General features: G+C 71.5%; 16 protein-coding genes. 9 read left to right on the forward strand and 7 right to left on the reverse strand.

What is annotated here, in order from left to right; all coding sequences use genetic code 11:
- The first annotated feature begins 53 nt into the window (after positions 1-53).
- Positions 54-281, forward strand: a complete 228-nt coding sequence (locus tag VV01_RS18840) for a biotin/lipoyl-binding carrier protein (protein ID WP_050671239.1) — start codon at positions 54-56, stop codon at positions 279-281.
- A gap of 9 nt (positions 282-290) precedes the next feature.
- Here the strand turns inward: VV01_RS18840 and VV01_RS18845 are convergent, their stop codons facing one another.
- Positions 291-929: an NADPH-dependent FMN reductase gene (locus tag VV01_RS18845; protein ID WP_050671240.1), complete on the reverse strand. Its 639-nt coding sequence runs from the start codon at positions 927-929 to the stop codon at positions 291-293.
- A gap of 103 nt (positions 930-1,032) precedes the next feature.
- On the opposite strand from VV01_RS18845, the gene VV01_RS18850 reads away from it, so the two are divergent.
- Positions 1,033-1,887, forward strand: a complete 855-nt coding sequence (locus tag VV01_RS18850; RefSeq protein ID WP_050672031.1) for a helix-turn-helix domain-containing protein — start codon at positions 1,033-1,035, stop codon at positions 1,885-1,887.
- 54 nt (positions 1,888-1,941) lie between these two features.
- Here VV01_RS18850 and VV01_RS18855 read toward each other — a convergent pair whose 3' ends face one another.
- Positions 1,942-2,589, reverse strand: coding sequence for a TetR/AcrR family transcriptional regulator (locus VV01_RS18855; RefSeq protein WP_071606600.1), 648 nt, complete (start codon positions 2,587-2,589; stop codon positions 1,942-1,944).
- 154 nt (positions 2,590-2,743) lie between these two features.
- Between VV01_RS18855 and VV01_RS18860 the strand changes: the two genes are divergently transcribed.
- Entirely contained in the window at positions 2,744-4,213 is a 1,470-nt protein-coding gene (locus VV01_RS18860) for an MFS transporter (protein WP_050671242.1), read from the forward strand.
- A 75-nt stretch (positions 4,214-4,288) separates the two neighbouring features.
- On the opposite strand, the gene VV01_RS18865 is transcribed toward VV01_RS18860, so the two are convergent.
- Positions 4,289-5,320, reverse strand: a complete 1,032-nt coding sequence (locus VV01_RS18865) for an AraC family transcriptional regulator (RefSeq protein WP_050671243.1) — start codon at positions 5,318-5,320, stop codon at positions 4,289-4,291.
- An 80-nt stretch (positions 5,321-5,400) separates the two neighbouring features.
- Entirely contained in the window at positions 5,401-6,033 is a 633-nt protein-coding gene (locus VV01_RS18870; protein ID WP_050671244.1) for a TetR/AcrR family transcriptional regulator, read from the reverse strand.
- A 76-nt stretch (positions 6,034-6,109) separates the two neighbouring features.
- On the opposite strand from VV01_RS18870, the gene VV01_RS18875 reads away from it, so the two are divergent.
- Complete coding sequence (locus tag VV01_RS18875) at positions 6,110-7,600, forward strand: MFS transporter (RefSeq protein WP_197275106.1); 1,491 nt, start codon at positions 6,110-6,112, stop codon at positions 7,598-7,600.
- A 219-nt stretch (positions 7,601-7,819) separates the two neighbouring features.
- Positions 7,820-8,674 carry a hypothetical protein gene (locus VV01_RS18880; protein ID WP_050671246.1) on the forward strand — a complete coding sequence of 285 codons (855 nt, stop codon included), beginning with the start codon at positions 7,820-7,822 and terminating at the stop codon, positions 8,672-8,674.
- A gap of 18 nt (positions 8,675-8,692) precedes the next feature.
- Here the strand turns inward: VV01_RS18880 and VV01_RS18885 are convergent, their stop codons facing one another.
- Both VV01_RS18885 and VV01_RS18890 read right to left on the reverse strand, forming a co-directional pair.
- Positions 8,693-9,163, reverse strand: coding sequence for a hypothetical protein (locus VV01_RS18885; protein WP_050671247.1), 471 nt, complete (start codon positions 9,161-9,163; stop codon positions 8,693-8,695).
- Positions 9,160-10,152, reverse strand: a complete 993-nt coding sequence (locus tag VV01_RS18890) for an ArsR/SmtB family transcription factor (protein WP_050672032.1) — start codon at positions 10,150-10,152, stop codon at positions 9,160-9,162. The genes VV01_RS18885 and VV01_RS18890 overlap by 4 nt, the downstream gene beginning before the upstream one ends.
- A gap of 55 nt (positions 10,153-10,207) precedes the next feature.
- Here VV01_RS18890 and VV01_RS18895 point away from each other — a divergent pair, with 55 nt between their 5' ends.
- Positions 10,208-11,482: an MFS transporter gene (locus tag VV01_RS18895; RefSeq protein ID WP_050671248.1), complete on the forward strand. Its 1,275-nt coding sequence runs from the start codon at positions 10,208-10,210 to the stop codon at positions 11,480-11,482.
- A gap of 29 nt (positions 11,483-11,511) precedes the next feature.
- Here the strand turns inward: VV01_RS18895 and VV01_RS18900 are convergent, their stop codons facing one another.
- Entirely contained in the window at positions 11,512-12,990 is a 1,479-nt protein-coding gene (locus VV01_RS18900) for a CCA tRNA nucleotidyltransferase (RefSeq protein WP_407942927.1), read from the reverse strand.
- A gap of 140 nt (positions 12,991-13,130) precedes the next feature.
- On the opposite strand from VV01_RS18900, the gene VV01_RS18905 reads away from it, so the two are divergent.
- The 3 genes from VV01_RS18905 to murJ are packed head-to-tail and all read left to right on the forward strand — an operon-like array spanning position 13,131 to position 18,048.
- Positions 13,131-13,613 (forward strand): NUDIX hydrolase, encoded by a 483-nt coding sequence (locus VV01_RS18905; protein ID WP_050671250.1) that lies wholly within the window; start codon positions 13,131-13,133, stop codon positions 13,611-13,613.
- Positions 13,614-13,619: 6 nt separating this feature from the next.
- Positions 13,620-16,025 carry a DUF6049 family protein gene (locus VV01_RS18910; protein ID WP_050671251.1) on the forward strand — a complete coding sequence of 802 codons (2,406 nt, stop codon included), beginning with the start codon at positions 13,620-13,622 and terminating at the stop codon, positions 16,023-16,025.
- Entirely contained in the window at positions 16,018-18,048 is a 2,031-nt protein-coding gene (murJ, locus tag VV01_RS18915) for a murein biosynthesis integral membrane protein MurJ (RefSeq protein WP_050671252.1), read from the forward strand. Before VV01_RS18910 ends, murJ begins: the two co-directional genes overlap by 8 nt.
- Positions 18,049-18,057 lie beyond the last annotated feature (9 nt).

The raw sequence follows: 18,057 nt of genomic DNA on the forward strand, positions 1-18,057 counted from the left end.
GACCGTTCGGCACTACGCGCGCGTAACCACCCGCTGGGGGCAGGATGGGTCGTATGCCCGTCACGAAGACCCAGGAGATCGCCTCCGACCTCGTCGCCAACGTCGCGCAGGTCCATGTCACCGTCGGCCAGCAGGTCGAGGCCGGTGAGGAGCTCGTGCTGCTGGAGTCGATGAAGATGGAGATCCCGGTGGTGCCCGAGTTCGCCGGCACGGTCTCGCAGGTGCGGGTGCAGCCGGGCGATGTCGTCCAGGAGGGCGACGTCCTCGTCGTCCTCACCTGAGACAGACCCTCACCACGCGTACGGCGTCTCCTCACGCGCCGTCCGCAGCGCGCGCGCCCACCACGCCAGCTCGTCGAGCATCACCTTCGCGGCGCGGCCCACCTCCGGGTCGGTCGGCTGACCGTCCTCGTCGAAGACCCGGTAGACCATCGGGAACGCGACGCCGTCGCGGATGCTCACCGCGTGCAGCTCGGTGAACACCTGGCGCAGGTGGTTCACCGCGCGGGCGCCACCGGCGTGGCCGCCGTACGACACGAACGCCACGGGCTTGGCCTGCCACTGGGTGAAGTGCCAGTCGATCGCAGCCTTGATGGACGCCGGGAAGCTGTGGTTGTACTCCGGTGTGATCACGAGGAACGCGTCGGCTGCGTCGAGGCGCGCAGTGAGGCGGGCCATCTGCGGCGGCCGTGGGTAGTCCTCGCCGAGGACGACGGGTGAGTCGGGCGCGAGCTCGAGCGGGAGGTACTCGTCGGCCAGATCGATCACGTCGACCTCGAACCCGCTGTGCTCGGCGACCCGAGCCTGCGTCCAGGCGGCGACGACCGGGGCGAAGCGACCCTGCCGGACGCTGGCGATGATGACGGCGAGACGCGGCCTGCCCTGAGCGGGCCGGATGGAGTCGGAACGTGTCGGTGTTGTCTGGGTCATGAGCACCACCGTCGGACCGCAGGCCACCCGCGAGGAAGGCCGCGTCGAGGCTGGCCCTGACAGGGCCACGACGAGGCCGTCCGACCGTCGTACGGTCGAGAGCATGAGCGACAACGCCTTGGGGTCCTTCATCCGGGCACGGCGTGACGCGACCCCACCAGCGGCCGTGGGCCTCCCTGCCGGTGAACGACGGCGCGCGCCTGGCCTGCGGCGTTCGGAGCTGGCGGTGCTTGCCGACATCAGCGTCGACTACCTCGTGCGGCTGGAGCAGGGCCGCGACCGGCACCCGTCGCAGGCCGTCATCGGCGCGCTCAGCGACGCCCTGCACCTGTCGGTCGCCGAGCGGATGCACCTCAGGCAGCTGTCGAAGTTCGGGACGGGCGCCGCGTGCTCGCGTGCACCGGAGCCCACGACCGTCGTACGCCCACCGGTGCTCGCCGTCATCGATCAGCTCGAACCCGGAATTGCACTGGTGCTCAACAGGATCGGCGACATCCTGGCTCACACCTCGACGTTTGCGAAGCTCGCGGCGCCGCTCGGCGTGCTCGACTCCGAGCGGCCCAACCTGTTCGCCTACACCCTCACCGACGAGCGTGCGACGACGGCCTTCCCCGACTGGGCGCACGTCGCCGAGCAGACGATCGCGCAGCTGCGTGGTGGGCTCGGGCACGCCGACCCGTACGTCCAGGCCTTCATCGACGACCTCGCCCGGACCGTCGGTGCGCACTTCACCGATCGGCTTGCGGCTGCGGCGGGTCGGGCCCCGGACAGCGCCGGCGTCACGCGGTGGCTGCACCCGCAGGTGGGCGAGCTGAGGCTCGCCCACGAGCGCCTCGAGCTCGCACCGGGCGACCAGCAGACGATCACGGTGCTCGTGCCCGACGACGACGCGTCGACCGACGCCGTCAACCGCCTGCGCGGTGCGCGATCGGGAGCCCTCCGGGCTGTCTCGTCCTGACCGTCAGCGAAGCACGGTGTCGAACGCCGCCGGCGTACGGGAGGGGCGGCGCGGTCAGGAAGCGGAGGGGGCGCCGTAGCGCAGTCCGTCGAAGACGAGGTCGACCAGCGCGATGGTGCTGGCCGCGGACGCGGTCGCACCGGCCGGGGTGCCGCTGGAGAGGCAGATGCCGCCGAGCGCGCGCAACAGCTCTTCGGCGCTGACGTCGCCACGGATGCCGCCGGCGTCGATGGCCGGCTGCAGGATGCGTTCGGTGGCGGCGCGCAGGCGACCTCGGGCCTCGGCGAACGCGTCAGGGCTGGACTGCATCATCGAGCGCAGCAGCGTGACCATGCCCTGCTTGACGGCGTAGTAGTCGACGAAGCCGCGCATCCACTCGTGCAGTGCCTCGACCGGGTCGTGCTGAGCGGGCAGCTCGTGCGAGCGCTCCTCGAGAGCGTCGATCTGGCGGGAGTAGACCGCCATCACGAGGTCCTCGCGGGTCGGGAAGTGGCGGTAGAGGGTGCCGATGCCGACGCCCGCGGCCTTGGCGATGTGGTCGAGCGAGGCGTCGGCGCCCTTGTCGGTGAAGGTCTGGGTGGCGACCTTGAGCAGCTTGTCGCGGTTGCGCGCTGCGTCGGCGCGCATCGGCTTGCACTCGCCTGTCGAGGCGGCCGGGGTCTCGGCCACCTTCTCCGCAGTCTTGCCCGCAGACGGGACCACGACGTCACCCACCTCTTGCAAAACGGAGGAACCCTCCGCATTGTTCGATCCGGAGGCGCCCTCCGGTCGATTGTCGACCGGACCTCGCCACCAGACGGAGACCATCTCCGTTTCAACAACCATGGTACTCCCTCATCCGGGAAGGACACCTTTGATGAACCTCGCCACTTCCGCGCGACAGCGCACGTGGCTTCCCCTGGCGGTCGTGCTCGTCACCCAGATGATGATCGTGCTCGACGCCGCCATCGTGAACATCGCGCTGCCGGACATGCAGCAGGCCCTGCACATCCACCCTGCTGACCTGTCCTGGGTCGTCAACGCCTACACGCTGGCGTTCGGCGGCCTCCTCCTGCTCGGCGCGCGCGCCGGCGACCTGTTCGGTCGCCGCTCGGTCTTCGCCGCAGGCATGGTCCTGTTCACCGCTGCCTCGCTCCTGGGTGGGTTCGCCACCGCACCGGGTCAGCTGTTCGCCGCCCGCGCCGCACAAGGCGTCGGCGCCGCCCTGGTCGCGCCCTCCGCGCTGGCCATCCTCATGTCGCTCTGCTCCGACGCCAAGGAGCGCACCCGCGCCATCGGCTACTACACCGTCGTCTCGGCGAGCGGTGCGGCCGTCGGCCTCATCGCAGGGGGCGTGCTCACGTCGTACGTCTCGTGGCGCTGGGTCATGTTCGTCAACGTGCCGATCGGTGCCGTTGTCCTCGTCGCCTCACGAATTGCTCTGCCGCACAACGAAACCCGTCGGGGGAGCTTCGACGTGTTCGGCGCCGTGCTGTCCACCGTCGGTATGACCGCGCTGGTCTACGGCTTCATCCGCGCCGCGGCCGACGGCTGGTCCGACAACGGCGCGCGCGTGTCGTTCGCCGTCGCCCTGCTGCTGCTCGCGACGTTCGTCGCGGTCGAGCGGCGCGTCAAGGAGCCGGTGACTCCTCTGCACCTGTTCGCCGACCGCGAGCGCTCCACGGCGTACGTCGCCCGGCTGCTCCTGGTGGCCGGCAGCATGGGGTCGTTCTTCTTCCTCAGCCAGTACTTCCAGATCGTGCTCGGCTGGTCGGCGATGAGGACCGGCCTCGCGTTCATCCCGTTCCCCGTGACGATCTTCATCTCCTCCCAGCTCGCGACACGGGTCTTCGTCGAGCGGTTCGGGTCGCGTCTGGTGATGGCGGTCGGGATGGCGCTGTCGGCGATCGGTCTGCTGCTGCTGTCGCAGATGGACGCCCACAGCACCTACGGCGAGCTCATCGTCGGCATGGTGGTCTTCGCGCTCGGCAACGGCACGGCGTTCGTGCCGTTGACCGCAGCGGGGATCGCGGGCGTCGCCCCCAAGGACGCCGGTGTGGCCTCGGGCCTGGTCAACGTCACGCAGCAGCTCGGCGGGTCGGTCGGCCTGGCGGTCCTGGTGACGGTGTTCGCGACCGCGGGTGACGGTGCGGCGACCTCTGCCGCGTCGTCGGCCGACGCCAAGGACATCTTCGTCACCGGCGCCGACCGCGGCCTCGGCGTCGCGGCCGCACTGCTCGCCGCCGCGCTGGTGCTGGTGCTCGTCGTGATGCGCCCACGTCGACCGCAGGAGTCGGTCGTCGAGGACCCCACCGAGCAGATGGTGCTCGAGCCCGAGCCCGCCTGATCCGTCCTGTCGCCGGCCGTACGCCGGGTGGCTGGTTCCACGTGAACCCGCCGCCCGGCGTACTGCTGTGCGGGGTCAGACGGCGCGCAGACCGCGGATCGGCGCGCGTCGCTGGTCGCGCAGCTGGTGCGGAGTCATGCCGTACCAGCGACGCACGGCGTGCGAGAGGGTCGACGACCCCCTGAACCCGACCAGCGCCGCGACGTCGCCGAACGACATGTCGGTCGCCGTGATGAACCGCTCCGCCTCCTCACGGCGGACGTCGTCGAGCACGCGCCCGTACGACGTGCCCTCGGCGGCGAGCTGCTGCCGCAGCACGTTCTGCGGCATGCCGAGCAGGCGTGCGGTGCTCGCCACCTCGACCGAGCCGGCCCCGAGCGCCTCGGCGATCGCGAGACGGACCTGGTCGGTGACCGGGTGCTCGTCGAGGGCGTGCACTGCCGCGAGATAGCCCGAGGCCACCTCGCGAATGGCCTCGCCGGCGCGGTGGAACTGCGCGTGGATCACGCGCTCGTGCACGCGCAGACCTCCGAGGTCGCAGCCGAATCGGACGGGTACGCCGAAGAACTCGTCGTACCGGTCGGGCGCTGCGACGGGGTCGTGCGGGATCTCGACGGACTGCAGGCCGAGGTCGTCGCGCAGCAGCGCCCGCGTGACCCGGTGGATCACGCCGAGCCCGAACTCCATGCCCTGCGGCGAGTAGTGCTCCGTGCGCTTGCGGTAGGTGAGCGCGATGACGCCGGGTTCGTGCTGCGGATCGGCGGTCAGCGCGACGCGCAGCTGCGGGTTGTGGACGAACATCACGTCCGAGACGCGGTCGAGGGCTTCGGCGAGCGTGTCGCAGGCGTCGATCGCGACGGCGAGCGGACCGATGATCCCGAGGTCCTGCGCGTCAGCGAGCTGCAGACCGAGGTCGGGGCAGTCGAACTCACAGGCCGCGGCCTCGAGCATGGCGTTGTGCGCCGCGACCGAGACCAGGCCGTCGTCGGCAGCGAGCGCGTGTGCGGGGATGCCGAACCGGTCGAGCAGCTCGTCCGGATGTCCCCCCAGGCGTTCCACGAGCGGAACGAGTCCGCGCAATGTCGCCGCCCGGACCATCGGCGCCATATCACCAACGTACGTCGGACACGCCGGTTTCGCCCACCGTCATCTCGCGCACTGAGCGGTCGCTCGGAACGGACGTGATCTCAGTGGCGAGCGGTGCTGGTGGGGCGCAATCGGGCGAGCCGACCGGGCCCGCCCATCGCGACGCGCAGCACCGGCGCGACGTCGCGCACCACCTCGGCGGACGAGCGTGACGCGATCGGCTCGATGCGGATCAGGTAGCGGCTGAAGATCAGTCCCGCGAGCACCGCCTCGCAGGCCGTGGCCAGTGCGCGAGCGTCCGGGCCGCCGAGAAATTCGACAAGGCGCTGCCCGATGGCGGCGCTGATGTACTCGCGCATCGTGCGCATCAGGTCGGCGTCACGGAAGGCCGCGCCGATGATCTCGGCCAGTGCGCCGCCGAACTCCGGGTCGTCCCAGGCGTGCAGGACGGCGGCCAGCACCCGCTCCGGAGCGGTCGTCGGGTCGCCGGCGAGCGCCTGGTCCAGGATCGTCGCGGGCACCTGGTTGACGGCCAGCGCCGCGCTGAACAGGCCGGCCTTGCTGCCGAAGTGGTAGCCGATGAGGGCCTGGTCGACCTCGGCGGCCCGCGCGACGGCGCGCATCGAGGTGGCGGCGTAGCCGTGCTCGACGAACAGCTGCCGCGCCGTACGAGCGATGTGGCCCTTGGTGTCGGGCTTACCCGCCGGCCGCCCCCGGCCACGTTTATTCGTCACCGTTGAATTGTACGCCGGGCGCGCCGCACGGTGGGGCATCGCACACCGCCGAACCCACCCCGTGGAGGTGATGGCCATGAGAGGCCACCGTCCCGTCCTCGCCGTCGTCTGCCTCGCGCTCATGTCGGTCGTCTCGGCCGTCGCGGCCGTCAACGTCGCGCTCCCCGACATCGCCCGCGAGACCGGCGCGAGCCAGACACAGCTGTCCTGGATCGTCGACGCGTACGCGCTGACGTTCGCCGCGCTCCTCCTGCCGGGCGGTGCACTCGGCGACCGGTTCGGCCGACGCCGGATGCTGCTCGCCGGGCTGAGCGTCTTCGCGGTCGCCTCGCTCGGCGCGACCATGACCTCGGAGCCGTCGACGCTGATCGCCTTCCGGGCCCTGCTCGGGGTCGGCGCCGCGCTGGTCATGCCGGCCACGCTGTCGACGATCACCGCGACGTTCCCGCCCGCCGAACGTGTCCGTGGCGTCGCGGTCTGGAGCGGGGTGGCCGGGGCCGGCGCCGTGCTCGGGCTCCTGCTGTCGGGCGCACTGCTGGAGTGGTTCTCGTGGCGCTCGGTGTTCTGGATCAACGTCGTCCTCGCCACCGTCGCCCTGGTCGGCACGGCCCGTGTCGTCCCCGAGTCGTCAGCTCCCGACGAGGCGTCGCGCGACGTCGTCGGCGCCGTGCTGTCGGTCGCGGGGCTGGGCGTCCTGGTCTACGCGTTGATCGAGGCGCCGACGCACGGCTGGCTGTCGGCCCACACGCTCGGCGGGCTCGCCGTCGGCGTCGTCGTGCTCGCGGCGTTCATCGCGTGGGAGGCCCGCACCGCGCGCCCGCTGATCGACCCGCGGCACTTCCTGCGCGCGCCGTTCGCCGCCGGGTCGCTGTCGCTCACCGCCCAGTTCTTCTGCTTCTTCGGGTTCATCTTCGCGTTCCTGCAGTACCTCCAGCTGGTCCGCGGTGACAGCCCTCTGGTCGCCGCCCTCAGCCTGCTGCCCCTGCCGCTCGGCCTGATGCCGGCCGCGCGGACCGCGCCCAAGATCGCGCCCCGCCTCGGCCAGGCCCGGTTGTGCGGGTTCGGGCTCGTGCTCGCCGCCGTCGGCCTCACCGTCCTGTCGACCGCGGACACCTCGACGTCGTACTGGGTGCTGGCCGTCGGCCTGTGGCCGCTCGGTCTCGGAATGGGCTGGGCCATGACGCCGGCGACCGCGGCGATCACCGACGCGCTGCCCGCCTCGCAGCAGGGTGTCGCCTCCGCGGTCAACGACCTGGCCCGTGAGCTCGGCGGCGCGCTCGGCATCGCAGTCATCGGCAGCGTCCTGAACGCGACCTACCGGGCCGGCATCGACAACGCCGGTCTCCCCGGCCCGATCGCCGAGAAGGCCCGCGAGTCGGTCGCGGTCGCCACCCACATCGGCGGTCCGGTGCAGGCGCAGGCGCACGCGGCCTTCGTCGACGGCATGCAGCTCGCCCTGCTGATCGCGGCAGGCACGCTCGTGGCCGCCGCGGTGAGCGTCGTCCTGCTGCTGAGCCGCTCCCGGCGTACGACGGTCTCGTCGGTCCGCGCGGTGCCCTCGGCCTGACCGGTCGGCGTACGAACCCCGTGGCTGCGCGAATCCCGTTGCGGCCACGGGGTTCTCGCGTGGGCGCACCGTCGCGGATCCGACCCCGGGCGGTGCGTACGACTCCGCACGTACAGGGTCGGACGCACCGTCGAGGGTCGGCTGCTCTCGGACACGGTGAGGACCCCAGTTCGGCAACCGTGACGTGTCGGGCCGCGAACCTGCGTACGCTCGCGGCCCGTGACTCGACTCCCGTACCTCCTGGCGGCCACCCTTTCCGCCTCGCTCCTCACCGCCTGCGGCTCCGACACCTCGAACGCTCCCGCGAGCACCGCCTCACCCGCGGCGGCCGCCACGACGTCCGACATCGAGCTGCACCACGCCGGCCGGCGCTACGAGTCGGCGCTGCGGACGGTGCGAGAGCGTGGGACCTCGCACTTCACCGTCTCCACGTCGAGCACGGAGCCGGGCGGGACGTTCAGCCAGGAGCGCGACGTGCGGATCGACGCACAGCAGCAGCGGGCGCGGGTTCGGGTGACCATGCACCAGCCGGACGGCTCGGGGCCGACCGAGTCGACGCTGGTGCAGACCCCGGAGGCGTCGTACCTCACCTCGGCCTCCTGGACCGGCAAGCGGCACGGCCGCTGGATGAAGTTCACCTCCGAGACCATGGGTGAGCACGGCGTCGCCGTCGAGGCCTTCGGCGCGCTCGCCCCGTCGACACCCGTGCCGACCGGGCTCGACGAGGTGGTCGCGACGTCGGTGTCGGACGACGGCCTGACCCTGCGCGGCACGATCTCGGCACCCGCGGCGCTCAACCTGCTCGGCATGACGAGCATCCTGCGCAAGGACGCCACGCTGCGCGGAAGCCTCGCCGGTCGCGCACCGATCACAGTGCAGCTGCACCCCAACGGCACCCTCGACTCGGCCACCATCACCGGCAAGGGGCACACGTTCACGGGCCGCTCCACCACGATGCCGTTCGCGGACTTCACGGCGCTGGTCACCGGGTCCACCGCCGTCGTGACCATCGAGGACGCCGGAGATCCCGTCCGCGTCACCGAACCGCCCGCGAGCAAGATCATCCCCGGCTGACGGCCGGTCACAGCCCGGTCACAGCGTTCGGGTGTCGCCGAACCGTGGAGCCGGCGACAGGCGTACCGCACCACGGAAGGGGTACTCATGACCACGCTCAGCCGCACCGCCCTCGCCGGCCTCACCGGCGCCCATCGACACGGTGACGGAGTCCGTACGCCGCCCGCCCAGGTCTGCGAGGTCAGCCGCGGCGACGTCCATGTCGGCGATGTCCACGATGCGTCGGAACTGGTCCGCAGGATCGCCTCCGGCGCGCGGATCGGGCTGGGGCGTCACGAAATCCGGCAACCACTCGTGGTCGCCGCACACGTCGGTGAGCAGCCGCAGGTCATCGGGTGCCACCTGCTCGCGGAGCTCTGCCAGGCGGCGGTGCACGACCCGTCCCGTCGGCAGGTTGAGCGCGGCCAGGCTCGCGACGGTCTCCCACAGCGGGTCGGTGACGAATCGTGCTCTGCCGAGGCCCGCGCCCTCGACCGACAGCTCGATCACGACGCGGCCTCCTGCGCGATGCTGCCTGCCACCAGGCGATCGGCGAGGTGGCTGCGGCGATAGAGCACGCTCCGGCCGTACTGCTCCCGCCCGACCAGTCCGACGCGGTACAACGCTCGCAGCTGCTGGTTGACCGCGCTGGTCGTCACGCGCAGCCGCCGCGCGAGATCGGTCGACGATGCGGGCTCGGCGAGCGCCACGAGCAGATGGGCGCGTACGGGTCCGATGACCGCTGCCAGCTCGGAATGCGTTGCAGGATCACGGGTTTCGGGCAGCCAGAGCGTGCCTTGACCGCGAGCGTTGTAGGCGATCGTCGGCGGCTCGTCGTCGCGGTAGGGCACGCTCGCGAACCTGTTGAACACCGTCGGCGCCAGCGTGAGCCCACCGAGGTCCTCGACGTGCACGCGCCTCATCCGAGGATCACCACCGCTGTGGATGCGAATCACGTTGTCGTTCATCGAAACTCGCTCGCTCAGCGCGTTGATCATGCCGGCGGTGCCGAGCTGGGCCTGCTGCCGCCCTCGATAGGTGATGTCGGCCTCGAGCAGCGAACGAAGTCGCGGCCAGTAGGGCTGCAGGCACGCGTCCCACCACGCGCGCAACGCCCGCACGAGGCGTCGGCGTACGGCGTCGCCGCGTCCGCGTGCGGGCTCGGGCAGGTCGCTGTTGAGACTGTGCAGCTCGCCGCGCAGACGTGAGATCGGTTGTGCTGCAACGGTTTCGAGCTCGTCGTCGAGTGACACGAGCGGACCCGACGGGCGCGGCGTGAGCATGTCCGGCACCCAGCCGCGCTCGGGGTCGACCAGCGCAGACAGCATCGGCAGGTCCAGGTCACCCCACAGCGGCCGGACCTCGGACACCCACGGCAGGTGCAGCGGGAAACGTCCGGGATCGCGCAGCACGCGCAACGACAGCGTGAGCTGGGTCAGGGGCGAGATGCCGAAACGGATCTCCGTCATGTCACGGGGGCCGAGCACGTACTCCAGCATGTAGCCGCACGCTACATGCATTCCGGGCAGCGCGCCGGCGGACGACGCTGCTGACGTGACATCTCCGACGACCTCGTCCCCGCCCTCCACCGCCTCGGCATCGCAGCACGTGCTGCGCCTGCTCATCGTCATCCAGCTGGTGAGCATGTCCGGGCGCGGCGTGTTCTTCGCGGTGGGGGCGCTGTACTTCACCCAGGTGGTCGGTCTGGACGTGCAGGCCGTCGGCCTGGCACTGACCGTCGCGGGCGGCGTCGGTGTGATCGCCACGTACGTCGCGGGGCTGGCCTCCGACCGGTGGCCGGCGCGCACGCTGATGGTGCTCGCCCTGCTGGTCGAGGGCGCCGCGCTGGCCGCACTCCCGTGGTGCGACACGATCGGGGTCTACGCCGTGCTCGCGGGCATCGAGGCCGCGATGAGCCGCGGCTGCTGGACCGCCCGCCAGACGCTGCTCGCCCGTGCGTTCACCGGCGCGGACCGCACACCCGCACGGGCGAAGATGCGGGTCGCCACCAACCTCGGCATCGGGCTCGGCTCCGGTCTCGCCGCGCTGGTGCTGGCCGACGGTCGGGCGGGGACGTTCCGGTGGGCCATGACGCTCGCGGCGCTGATGTACCTCTTCGCTGCGTACGCCGCCGTCCGGGTCCCGGCCGACCGGCCCTCTCCGGCCGGTGTCGTCACGACGGCCGAGACGGTGGTCGCGGCAGACGATGACGTGCTCGCGCCGTGGCGCAACCGCCGCTACCTCGCGACGGCGGCGATCAACGGCGCCGTCGTCACACACTTCGCGGTGGTCGAGGTCGGCCTGCCGGTCTGGCTGGTCACCCGCACGTCCGCGCCGCCGGTGCTCGTCAGCGTCCTGCTCGCCCTCAACACGGCGGTCATCGTGCTGCTGCAGGTCCGGCTCAACCGCGGGTTCGAGAACCCGCGAACGGCGGCGTCCGGCTTCCTCCGCGGCGGCCTGCTGCTCGCGTCCGCGTGCGGTGCGTACGCCCTTGCCCCGAGCGCCGGTGCCGTCGTCGCCTCGCTGGTGCTGATCGCCGGCGGGCTCGTGCACGCGGTCGGCGAGATCCTCACCTCGGGGGCCGGGTTCTCCTTGGGCTACGAGCTGGCCGACGAGCGCGCGATGGGCCGCTACCAGGGGTTCTTCGGCGCCGCGCAGTCGGTCGGCATGATGCTCGGCCCGGTGCTCGTCGCGTCGGTCGTCGCCGCCGGCTGGTGGGCATGGGTCGCACTCGGTGTGCTGTACGCCGGCCTCGCCGTCGCGGGTTACGTCACCGGCCGTCGTACGACGACCGCTGCGGCACCGGCCACGGCGACGGTCGCGACGTGATGCGTCAACGGTCGGTCGCCGAAAACCGTTCAGACATCAGCGGACTCGGGCTGCTCGCTCCACCAGCGGAGCAGCTCGGCGCGCGCGGCGTCCTCGCCGATCACACCCTGGTCGAGCCGCACCGCGAGCAGGTGCTTGTACGCACGGCCGAGCACCGGACCTGGTCTGATTCCCAACGTCTCGGCGATCTGGTTGCCGTCGAGCTCGGGCCGCACGGCGGCGAGCTCCTCCTCGGCGAGCAGCTTCGCGATACGGGCCTCGAGGTCGTCGTACGTGCGCGAAAGTCGTTCTGCCTTACGGCGATTGCGCGTCGTGGTGTCCGAACGCGTCAGCAGGTGCAGCCGTGACAGGAGCGGGCCGGCATCGGTGACGTAGCGGCGTACGGCCGAGTCGGTCCACTCGCCGCCGCCGTAGCCGTGGAACCGCAGGTGCAGCTCGACGAGGCGCGACACCTGCTTGACGGTGTCCTTGTCAAAACGCAGCTCTCGCAGTCGTTTTCGCGTCATCTTGGCCCCGACCATCTCGTGATGGTGGAACGAGACGCCGCCGCCCGTCTCGAACGTGCGCGTCGCCGGCTTGCCGATGTCGTGCAGCAGCGCCGCGAGACGCAGGACCAGGTCGGGCGCGGCCACGGGCTCGACGGCACCGAGACCCGGCACCGTGCGGGGCCCCTCCAGCGCGATGGCCTGCTCCAGCACGGTCAGCGAGTGCTCGTACACGTCCTTGTGGCGGTGGTGCTCGTCGACCTCGAGCTTGAGAGCCGGCAGCTCGGGCAGCACCTGGTCGGCCAACCCGGTCTCGACCAGCAGCGCGAGCCCGGCACGCGGCGACGGCGCGAGCAGCAGCTTGGTCAGCTCGTCGCGCACCCGCTCGGCCGAGATGATCGACAGACGGTCGGCCATGTCACGCATGGCCGCCTCGGCGGACGGTTCCACGTGGAACCCCAGCTGGGCCGCGAACCGGGCGGCACGCATCATCCGCAGCGGGTCGTCGGAGAAAGACACCTCGGGGGCGGACGGCGTACGCAGACGGCGCTCGGCCAGGTCGGCCAGGCCGTCGTACGGGTCGACGAACTCCATCGACGGCAGCCGCAGCGCCATCGCGTTGACGGCGAAGTCGCGACGGACCAGGTCCTCCTCGAGCGAGGTCCCGAACGCCACGACGGGCTTGCGCGACTCGGGTTCGTACGCGTCGGCGCGGTAGGTCGTGACCTCGACGACGGTCGCGCCCCGGCGAGCACCGATGGTGCCGAACGCCCGACCCATGTCCCAGGTCGCGCTGCCCCAGGTCTTGAGCAGCGCCTCGGTCTCGTCGGGCGAGGCGGAGGTCGTCAGGTCGATGTCGGGCGACTCGCGGCCGAGGAACGCGTCGCGGACGGGGCCGCCGACCAGGGCGATCTCGTGGCCGGCGCCGGTGAACAGCTCGCCGAGCTCGGTGAGCAACGGCATGACGGGCGCCAGGTGTGCGGTCGCACGCTGAAGCAGTGGTGCAAGAGGCGGCGTGGACACCGCACCAGGGTAGGCGGTCACGAGCCATGCCCCCCGACGGGCGCTGCGAGGCCCGCGTCGGCACAGCGCGGGATCACAGGTTCGACACTGCGACGCACGACACCCGGGCGCATCCGAGCGGAGGTCGTTACAGTGACGCAATGAGCCTCTACCCGCCCCGACGTCGCACTGCGCGACGCCTCGCGGCGGTCGAGGAGACATCGGCGGGAGGCGTGGTGATCGACGTGCGCGGCGGCGCGGCGTACATCGCTCTCATCGCTCGCCTCAACCGGGCCGGACGGCTCGAGTGGTGCCTCCCCAAGGGCCACGTCGAGCCCGGCGAGACCCTGGTCGAGACCGCGGTCCGCGAGGTCGAGGAGGAGACCGGCATCCTCGGTCGCGCCCTCGTCACCCTCGGCACGATCGACTACTGGTTCAGCACGCCCAGCCACCGCATCCACAAGATGGTCCATCACTACCTGCTCGAGGCCCTCGGTGGCGAGATCACCATTGACAAGGACCCCGACCACGAGGCGATCGACGCCCGTTGGTTCCGGCTCGAGCGCGTGCACGAGCAGCTGACCTTCCCCAACGAGCGCCGCATCGCCCAGATGGCCTGGATGCGCCTCGCCGGCACCGCCTGATCTCTCGTGACGTCGCGACGTGCCGGGGCGCACGGCCCTTCCGCTCGCCCTCAGGGCACCTTCCTGCGTCGTGTCGTCCTCACCGTCCTGCTCGTCCTGCTGCCGGCTCTCGCGGGGGTGACGCCCCCGTCGTACGCCGAGGCCGCCGCCTCTCCCGCCGCCTCCCGGTCGCAGTCGGTCGCGGTCAGCCTGGCCAGCAGCACCCCGCGGGTACTGCGCTCCGGCAGCGGCGTCGTCCTCACCGGCACGGTCCACAACACCGGCACGTCCGCGGTCGCCGCCCCGGTCGTCCACGCCGGCATCGTCGACGACCCGCTCGACACCCGCGAGCGCGTCGACCGGTGGGGGCGCAGTGGTGAGGGCTTCGACGCCGCCCAGACCGTCGCCTCCACCGGTCTCGGCCGGCCGCTGCCACCCGGCGGTCGGGCGGCCTTCACGATCCGGGTGCCGGCGAGCGCGCTGCCCTTCAGCTACAACCTCGCGTCGTTGCCGACGTCGCTGACCGTCACCGACGGCCCGTCGATCACCAGCGGCTCGGTGCGCGGTGTGCAGCACACCTACCTGGAGTGGGTCGGCGGCACCATCTCGCGGCCGGTCGACGTCGGCTGGGTCGTGCCTCTGACGCTGCCCGCCGACCCCGACCTGTTCGGTCCGTCCGGCGACAAGCGGCTGGCGGCGTGGCGCCGGGCGATCGGCCCCGACTCCGCGATCGCCAAGACCCTCGACGCGCTCGACGGTCAGCCGGTGACCTGGCTGGTCGACCCGACCCTGCTCGAGCCGCCCGGCGCCGCCGACCTGACCGTGCGGGCCCGGCCCGAGCCGACACCCACCCCGACGACGAGCAGCAGCACGTCCTCGACCTCGTCGTCGTCGACGTCCGCGGGCCCGACGAGCTCGTCGACGTCCACGGCGAGCGACCCGTCCTCGACACCGACGACCGGCTCGACGCCCACCCCCGCCCCGAGCGGCAGCACCTCCGCAGCCACCCCCTCGACGAGCTCGTCCTCGTCATCCTCGACGAGCGAGGACGACGAGGCCGAGCCCGCTCCCGCCACGACCGTGGCCGGCCTGGCCGCCGAGCTGCGCGACCGGCTGGCCAGCACGCGCTCGACGCAACCCGTCTGGTTCCTGCCGTACGGCGACCCCGACCTCACCGCGCTGCACGGCTCAGGCGGCGCTGCTCAGGTCCGCACCCACCTGCAGCAGCCGCTGTCCTCGACACTGCGCGAGCTCGGCACGACGATGCCGCTGTGGCCCGCGAGCGACGTCAACCAGAGCACGCTGTTCAGTCTGATCAGCACCTGGAAGCAGGTGCGCGGCACGCAGCCCCCCACCCTGCTCAGCACGCGTCAGCTGACCGGTGAGCAGCGGCGTACGACGAGCGAGTCGGGCCGGCGGCTGCGTGACGGCACGCCGGTGCTGACCTACGACGAGCCCCTGTCGTTCCTCGCGGCCGCCGGAGGCGGAGATCCCGGACTGCGTGAGCAGCGCTGGCTCGCCGAGACGCTGTCCACCTATCAGCAGCAGCCGTCCGAGCACCGGTCGATGCTGATGCTCGCTCCCCGCACCGGTCAGGCCTCACCCGCCCAGCTCGCGCGCCTCGTCGGCGCGGGCCGTGGTGTGCCCTGGCTGCGCACCGTGTCGACCGCGTCGCTGCTCAAGGAGACCGCGAGCGCCGACCGCAGCGCGTCGCCCGTGTCGTCTCGGCAGAGTCCGTCGGTGCCGACGCAGCGCTCACCGATCACGCCGAGCAGCAACGACGTGGTCGGCCACAACCGCTCCGTGGTGCGCAGCATGGGGACGATCCTGGTCGACTCCTCCGATGTCACCACCGGCTGGGACCGCGCACTCGACGAGCTCGGGTCGACCCGCTGGCGGGGCCAGGCGACGGCGTACGGCACGGTCCTCGACGCCGACACGACCGCACTGGACTCCCTGACCCAGCAGGTCGCCGTACGCCCCTCGACCGTCAACTTCTTCGCCAACTCCGGCATGCTCAACATCACCGTCGTCAACAACCTGGCCCGCCCCGTGCGCGACGTGCAGCTGGTGGTGACACCGCGCAAACGACTGCTGTGGGTCAAGCGCCAGCCGACCCCGCTCTCGCTGCCTGCGGGCGGCCGCACGACGGTCCGCGTCCCGGTCGAGGCCGTCGCGGCCGGCACCGTCAAGGTCGACGCCTCGCTCACGACGCCGGGCGGTGCGCCGCTCGGCCAGGCGCGCGGCAAGTCCGTCCAGCTGAAGGTCAACGTGCGTCCCACGGCGACGTGGATCTACTGGGTCCTGGGTATGGTGGCGGGCCTGATCTTCGTTGTCGGCCTCTTCCGCAGTCTGCGGAAGGGGCCGCGCGCCGAGACCGCCATGCCGCTGCCGGACGACGTTCCGGAGCCGACCGAGGGGGACGATGACTGAGGCCGGGTCCGAGCGACGCAACCGCCCCAGCCTGGGTCAGATGTACGCCCGGGAGGTACGCCGACCGGCCGTGATCCCCGAGATGCCGGGCAGCATCGGCGACCAGTACTCCTCGTGGATCGCCGAGGACGTCGCCGAGCGCGAGCGCAACCCGTGGGACGGCCAGGTCGCGTACGACGACGGGTCGCCCACCGGTGCCGCCCCCGATCTCTGGCAGGACGACCCGACCGAGTTCCTGCCCTCGCGCAAGGCGTTGCGCGAGGTCCGTGAGGGGTACGACCGCCCGGCGCCGGCCGATCCGGCGGATGCCGAGATCAGCATCCCGATCCCGCTCGGCCGCTCTGCTGACAGCGCGCCCGGTGCGAGCCGCGTCGGCGAGGCCGAGGTCGGCGACCGTGGGGCCGACGAGAAGCGCGCCCCCACCTCGACCGCGAGCCTCGGCAAGGCCAGCGCGCTCATGGCCTCGGGCACGCTGGTGTCCCGCGTCCTCGGCATGGTGCGGGCGTCGCTGCAGGTCGCGGCGATCGGCACCGGCGTCTCCGCCAACGTGTGGAGCACCGCCAACACGCTGCCCAACATCATCTACCTGCTGCTCGCCGGCGGTGTCATCAACGCCGTGCTCGTCCCGCAGATCACCAAGAGCCTGCGGCACGCCGACGGTGGCAAGGCCTACACCGACCGGCTGCTGACCCTCGCGATGACGCTGCTCGTGATCGTCACCGTGATCTTCATGGCGGCCGCTCCGCTGGTCTACCGGATGTACGACACCCGAGCGACCGGCGACCGGCTCGAGCTCGGCACGACCTTCGCGCTCATCTGCCTGCCGCAGATCCTGTTCTACGGCCTGTACGCGCTCTTCGGTCAGGTGCTCAACGCCCGCGGCCGGTTCGGCTGGTTCATGTGGTCGCCGGCGCTGGCCAACGTCATCGCCATCGCCGGCCTGGTCGCCTTCCTGGCCAAGACTCCCGGGTGGGGAGCCCACGGGCCGGAGGTCACCGGCTGGGACTCCTCGATGGTCTGGCTGCTCGCCGGGTCGGCGACCCTCGGCATCGTCGTCCAGGCGGTCTGTCTCGTGGTGCCCCTGTGGCGCGACGGCTACCGGTTCACCCCGAGCTTCCAGTGGCGTGGCGTCGGCCTGGGCTCGGCGTCCAAGGTGGCGCTGTGGGCGTTCGCGGCCGTGATCCTGCAGCAGCTCGGCCTGCTCATCACGACCAACGTCCTCAACACCCAGGGCAACGGTGAGCCCGGCAAGGCGGCCCAGGAGCAGGGCTTCCTTCTGTTCATGCTGCCCCACTCGCTGGTGACGGTCAGCCTGGTGACCGCCCTGTTCACCGCGATGGCCCGCGCTGCCAACGTCCGCAACCACGCCCTCGTACGCCGCGACCTGCGCCAGGGCCTGCGCCTCACCGCCGTCGCGACCGTGCCGTGCACGGTCGGCGCCTTCGTGCTCGGCTACCCGCTCGTCGGGTCGTTGTTCGGTGTGAGCCAGCAGTGGGCCATCGGGTCGTTCATGATCTCGATGATGCTGGGCCTGTCGGCGTTCGGGCTGTGCGTGCTGGTCCAGCGCGTGTTCTACGCCTACGAGGACGCCAAGACGCCGTTCAAGATGCAGGTCGTCTGCACGATCGTCGCGGCGGTCATCACGCTCGGCTGCCTGTTCATCCCGGATCACTACATGGGCATCGGCGTCGGCCTGTCGCTCACGATCAGCAACCTGGCCCAGGGGCTCATCGGGTTCCGCTGGCTGCAGCGCAAGGTCGGCCGGGTCATGATCCACGACGTCATCCGCACCTACGTCCGCCTGCTCGTGGCCTCCGTGATCGCCGGGGTCGTGACCGTCCCCGTCGTGCTCGGCTGCGATCTCGTCCTCAGCGGCCGGCTCGGCGCGATCGTCGCGCTGGTGCTCGGCGGCAGCCTGTTCCTGGTCGTCTACGTCTACTTCTCCCGACGCCTGCACGTGCGCGAGATCGACGACCTCGTGAGCCCGGTGACACGCCGACTCGGAAGGTTGGCACGCCGCTGATCACCGATC

This window comes from Luteipulveratus halotolerans, from assembly GCF_001247745.1.
GTDB lineage: Bacteria > Actinomycetota > Actinomycetes > Actinomycetales > Dermatophilaceae > Luteipulveratus > Luteipulveratus halotolerans.

Excerpts from the sequence above, each read along its gene's own strand:
- VV01_RS18840 (WP_050671239.1), top strand. The coding sequence starts at position 54 with ATGCCCGTCACGAAGACCCAGGAGATCGCCTCCGACCTCGTCGCCAAC.
- VV01_RS18845 (WP_050671240.1), bottom strand. The coding sequence starts at position 929 with ATGACCCAGACAACACCGACACGTTCCGACTCCATCCGGCCCGCTCAG.
- VV01_RS18850 (WP_050672031.1), top strand. The coding sequence starts at position 1,033 with ATGAGCGACAACGCCTTGGGGTCCTTCATCCGGGCACGGCGTGACGCG.
- VV01_RS18860 (WP_050671242.1), top strand. The coding sequence starts at position 2,744 with ATGAACCTCGCCACTTCCGCGCGACAGCGCACGTGGCTTCCCCTGGCG.
- VV01_RS18865 (WP_050671243.1), bottom strand. The coding sequence starts at position 5,320 with ATGGCGCCGATGGTCCGGGCGGCGACATTGCGCGGACTCGTTCCGCTC.
- VV01_RS18875 (WP_197275106.1), top strand. The coding sequence starts at position 6,110 with ATGAGAGGCCACCGTCCCGTCCTCGCCGTCGTCTGCCTCGCGCTCATG.
- VV01_RS18890 (WP_050672032.1), bottom strand. The coding sequence starts at position 10,152 with ATGCTGGAGTACGTGCTCGGCCCCCGTGACATGACGGAGATCCGTTTC.
- VV01_RS18905 (WP_050671250.1), top strand. The coding sequence starts at position 13,131 with ATGAGCCTCTACCCGCCCCGACGTCGCACTGCGCGACGCCTCGCGGCG.
- murJ (WP_050671252.1), top strand. The coding sequence starts at position 16,018 with ATGACTGAGGCCGGGTCCGAGCGACGCAACCGCCCCAGCCTGGGTCAG.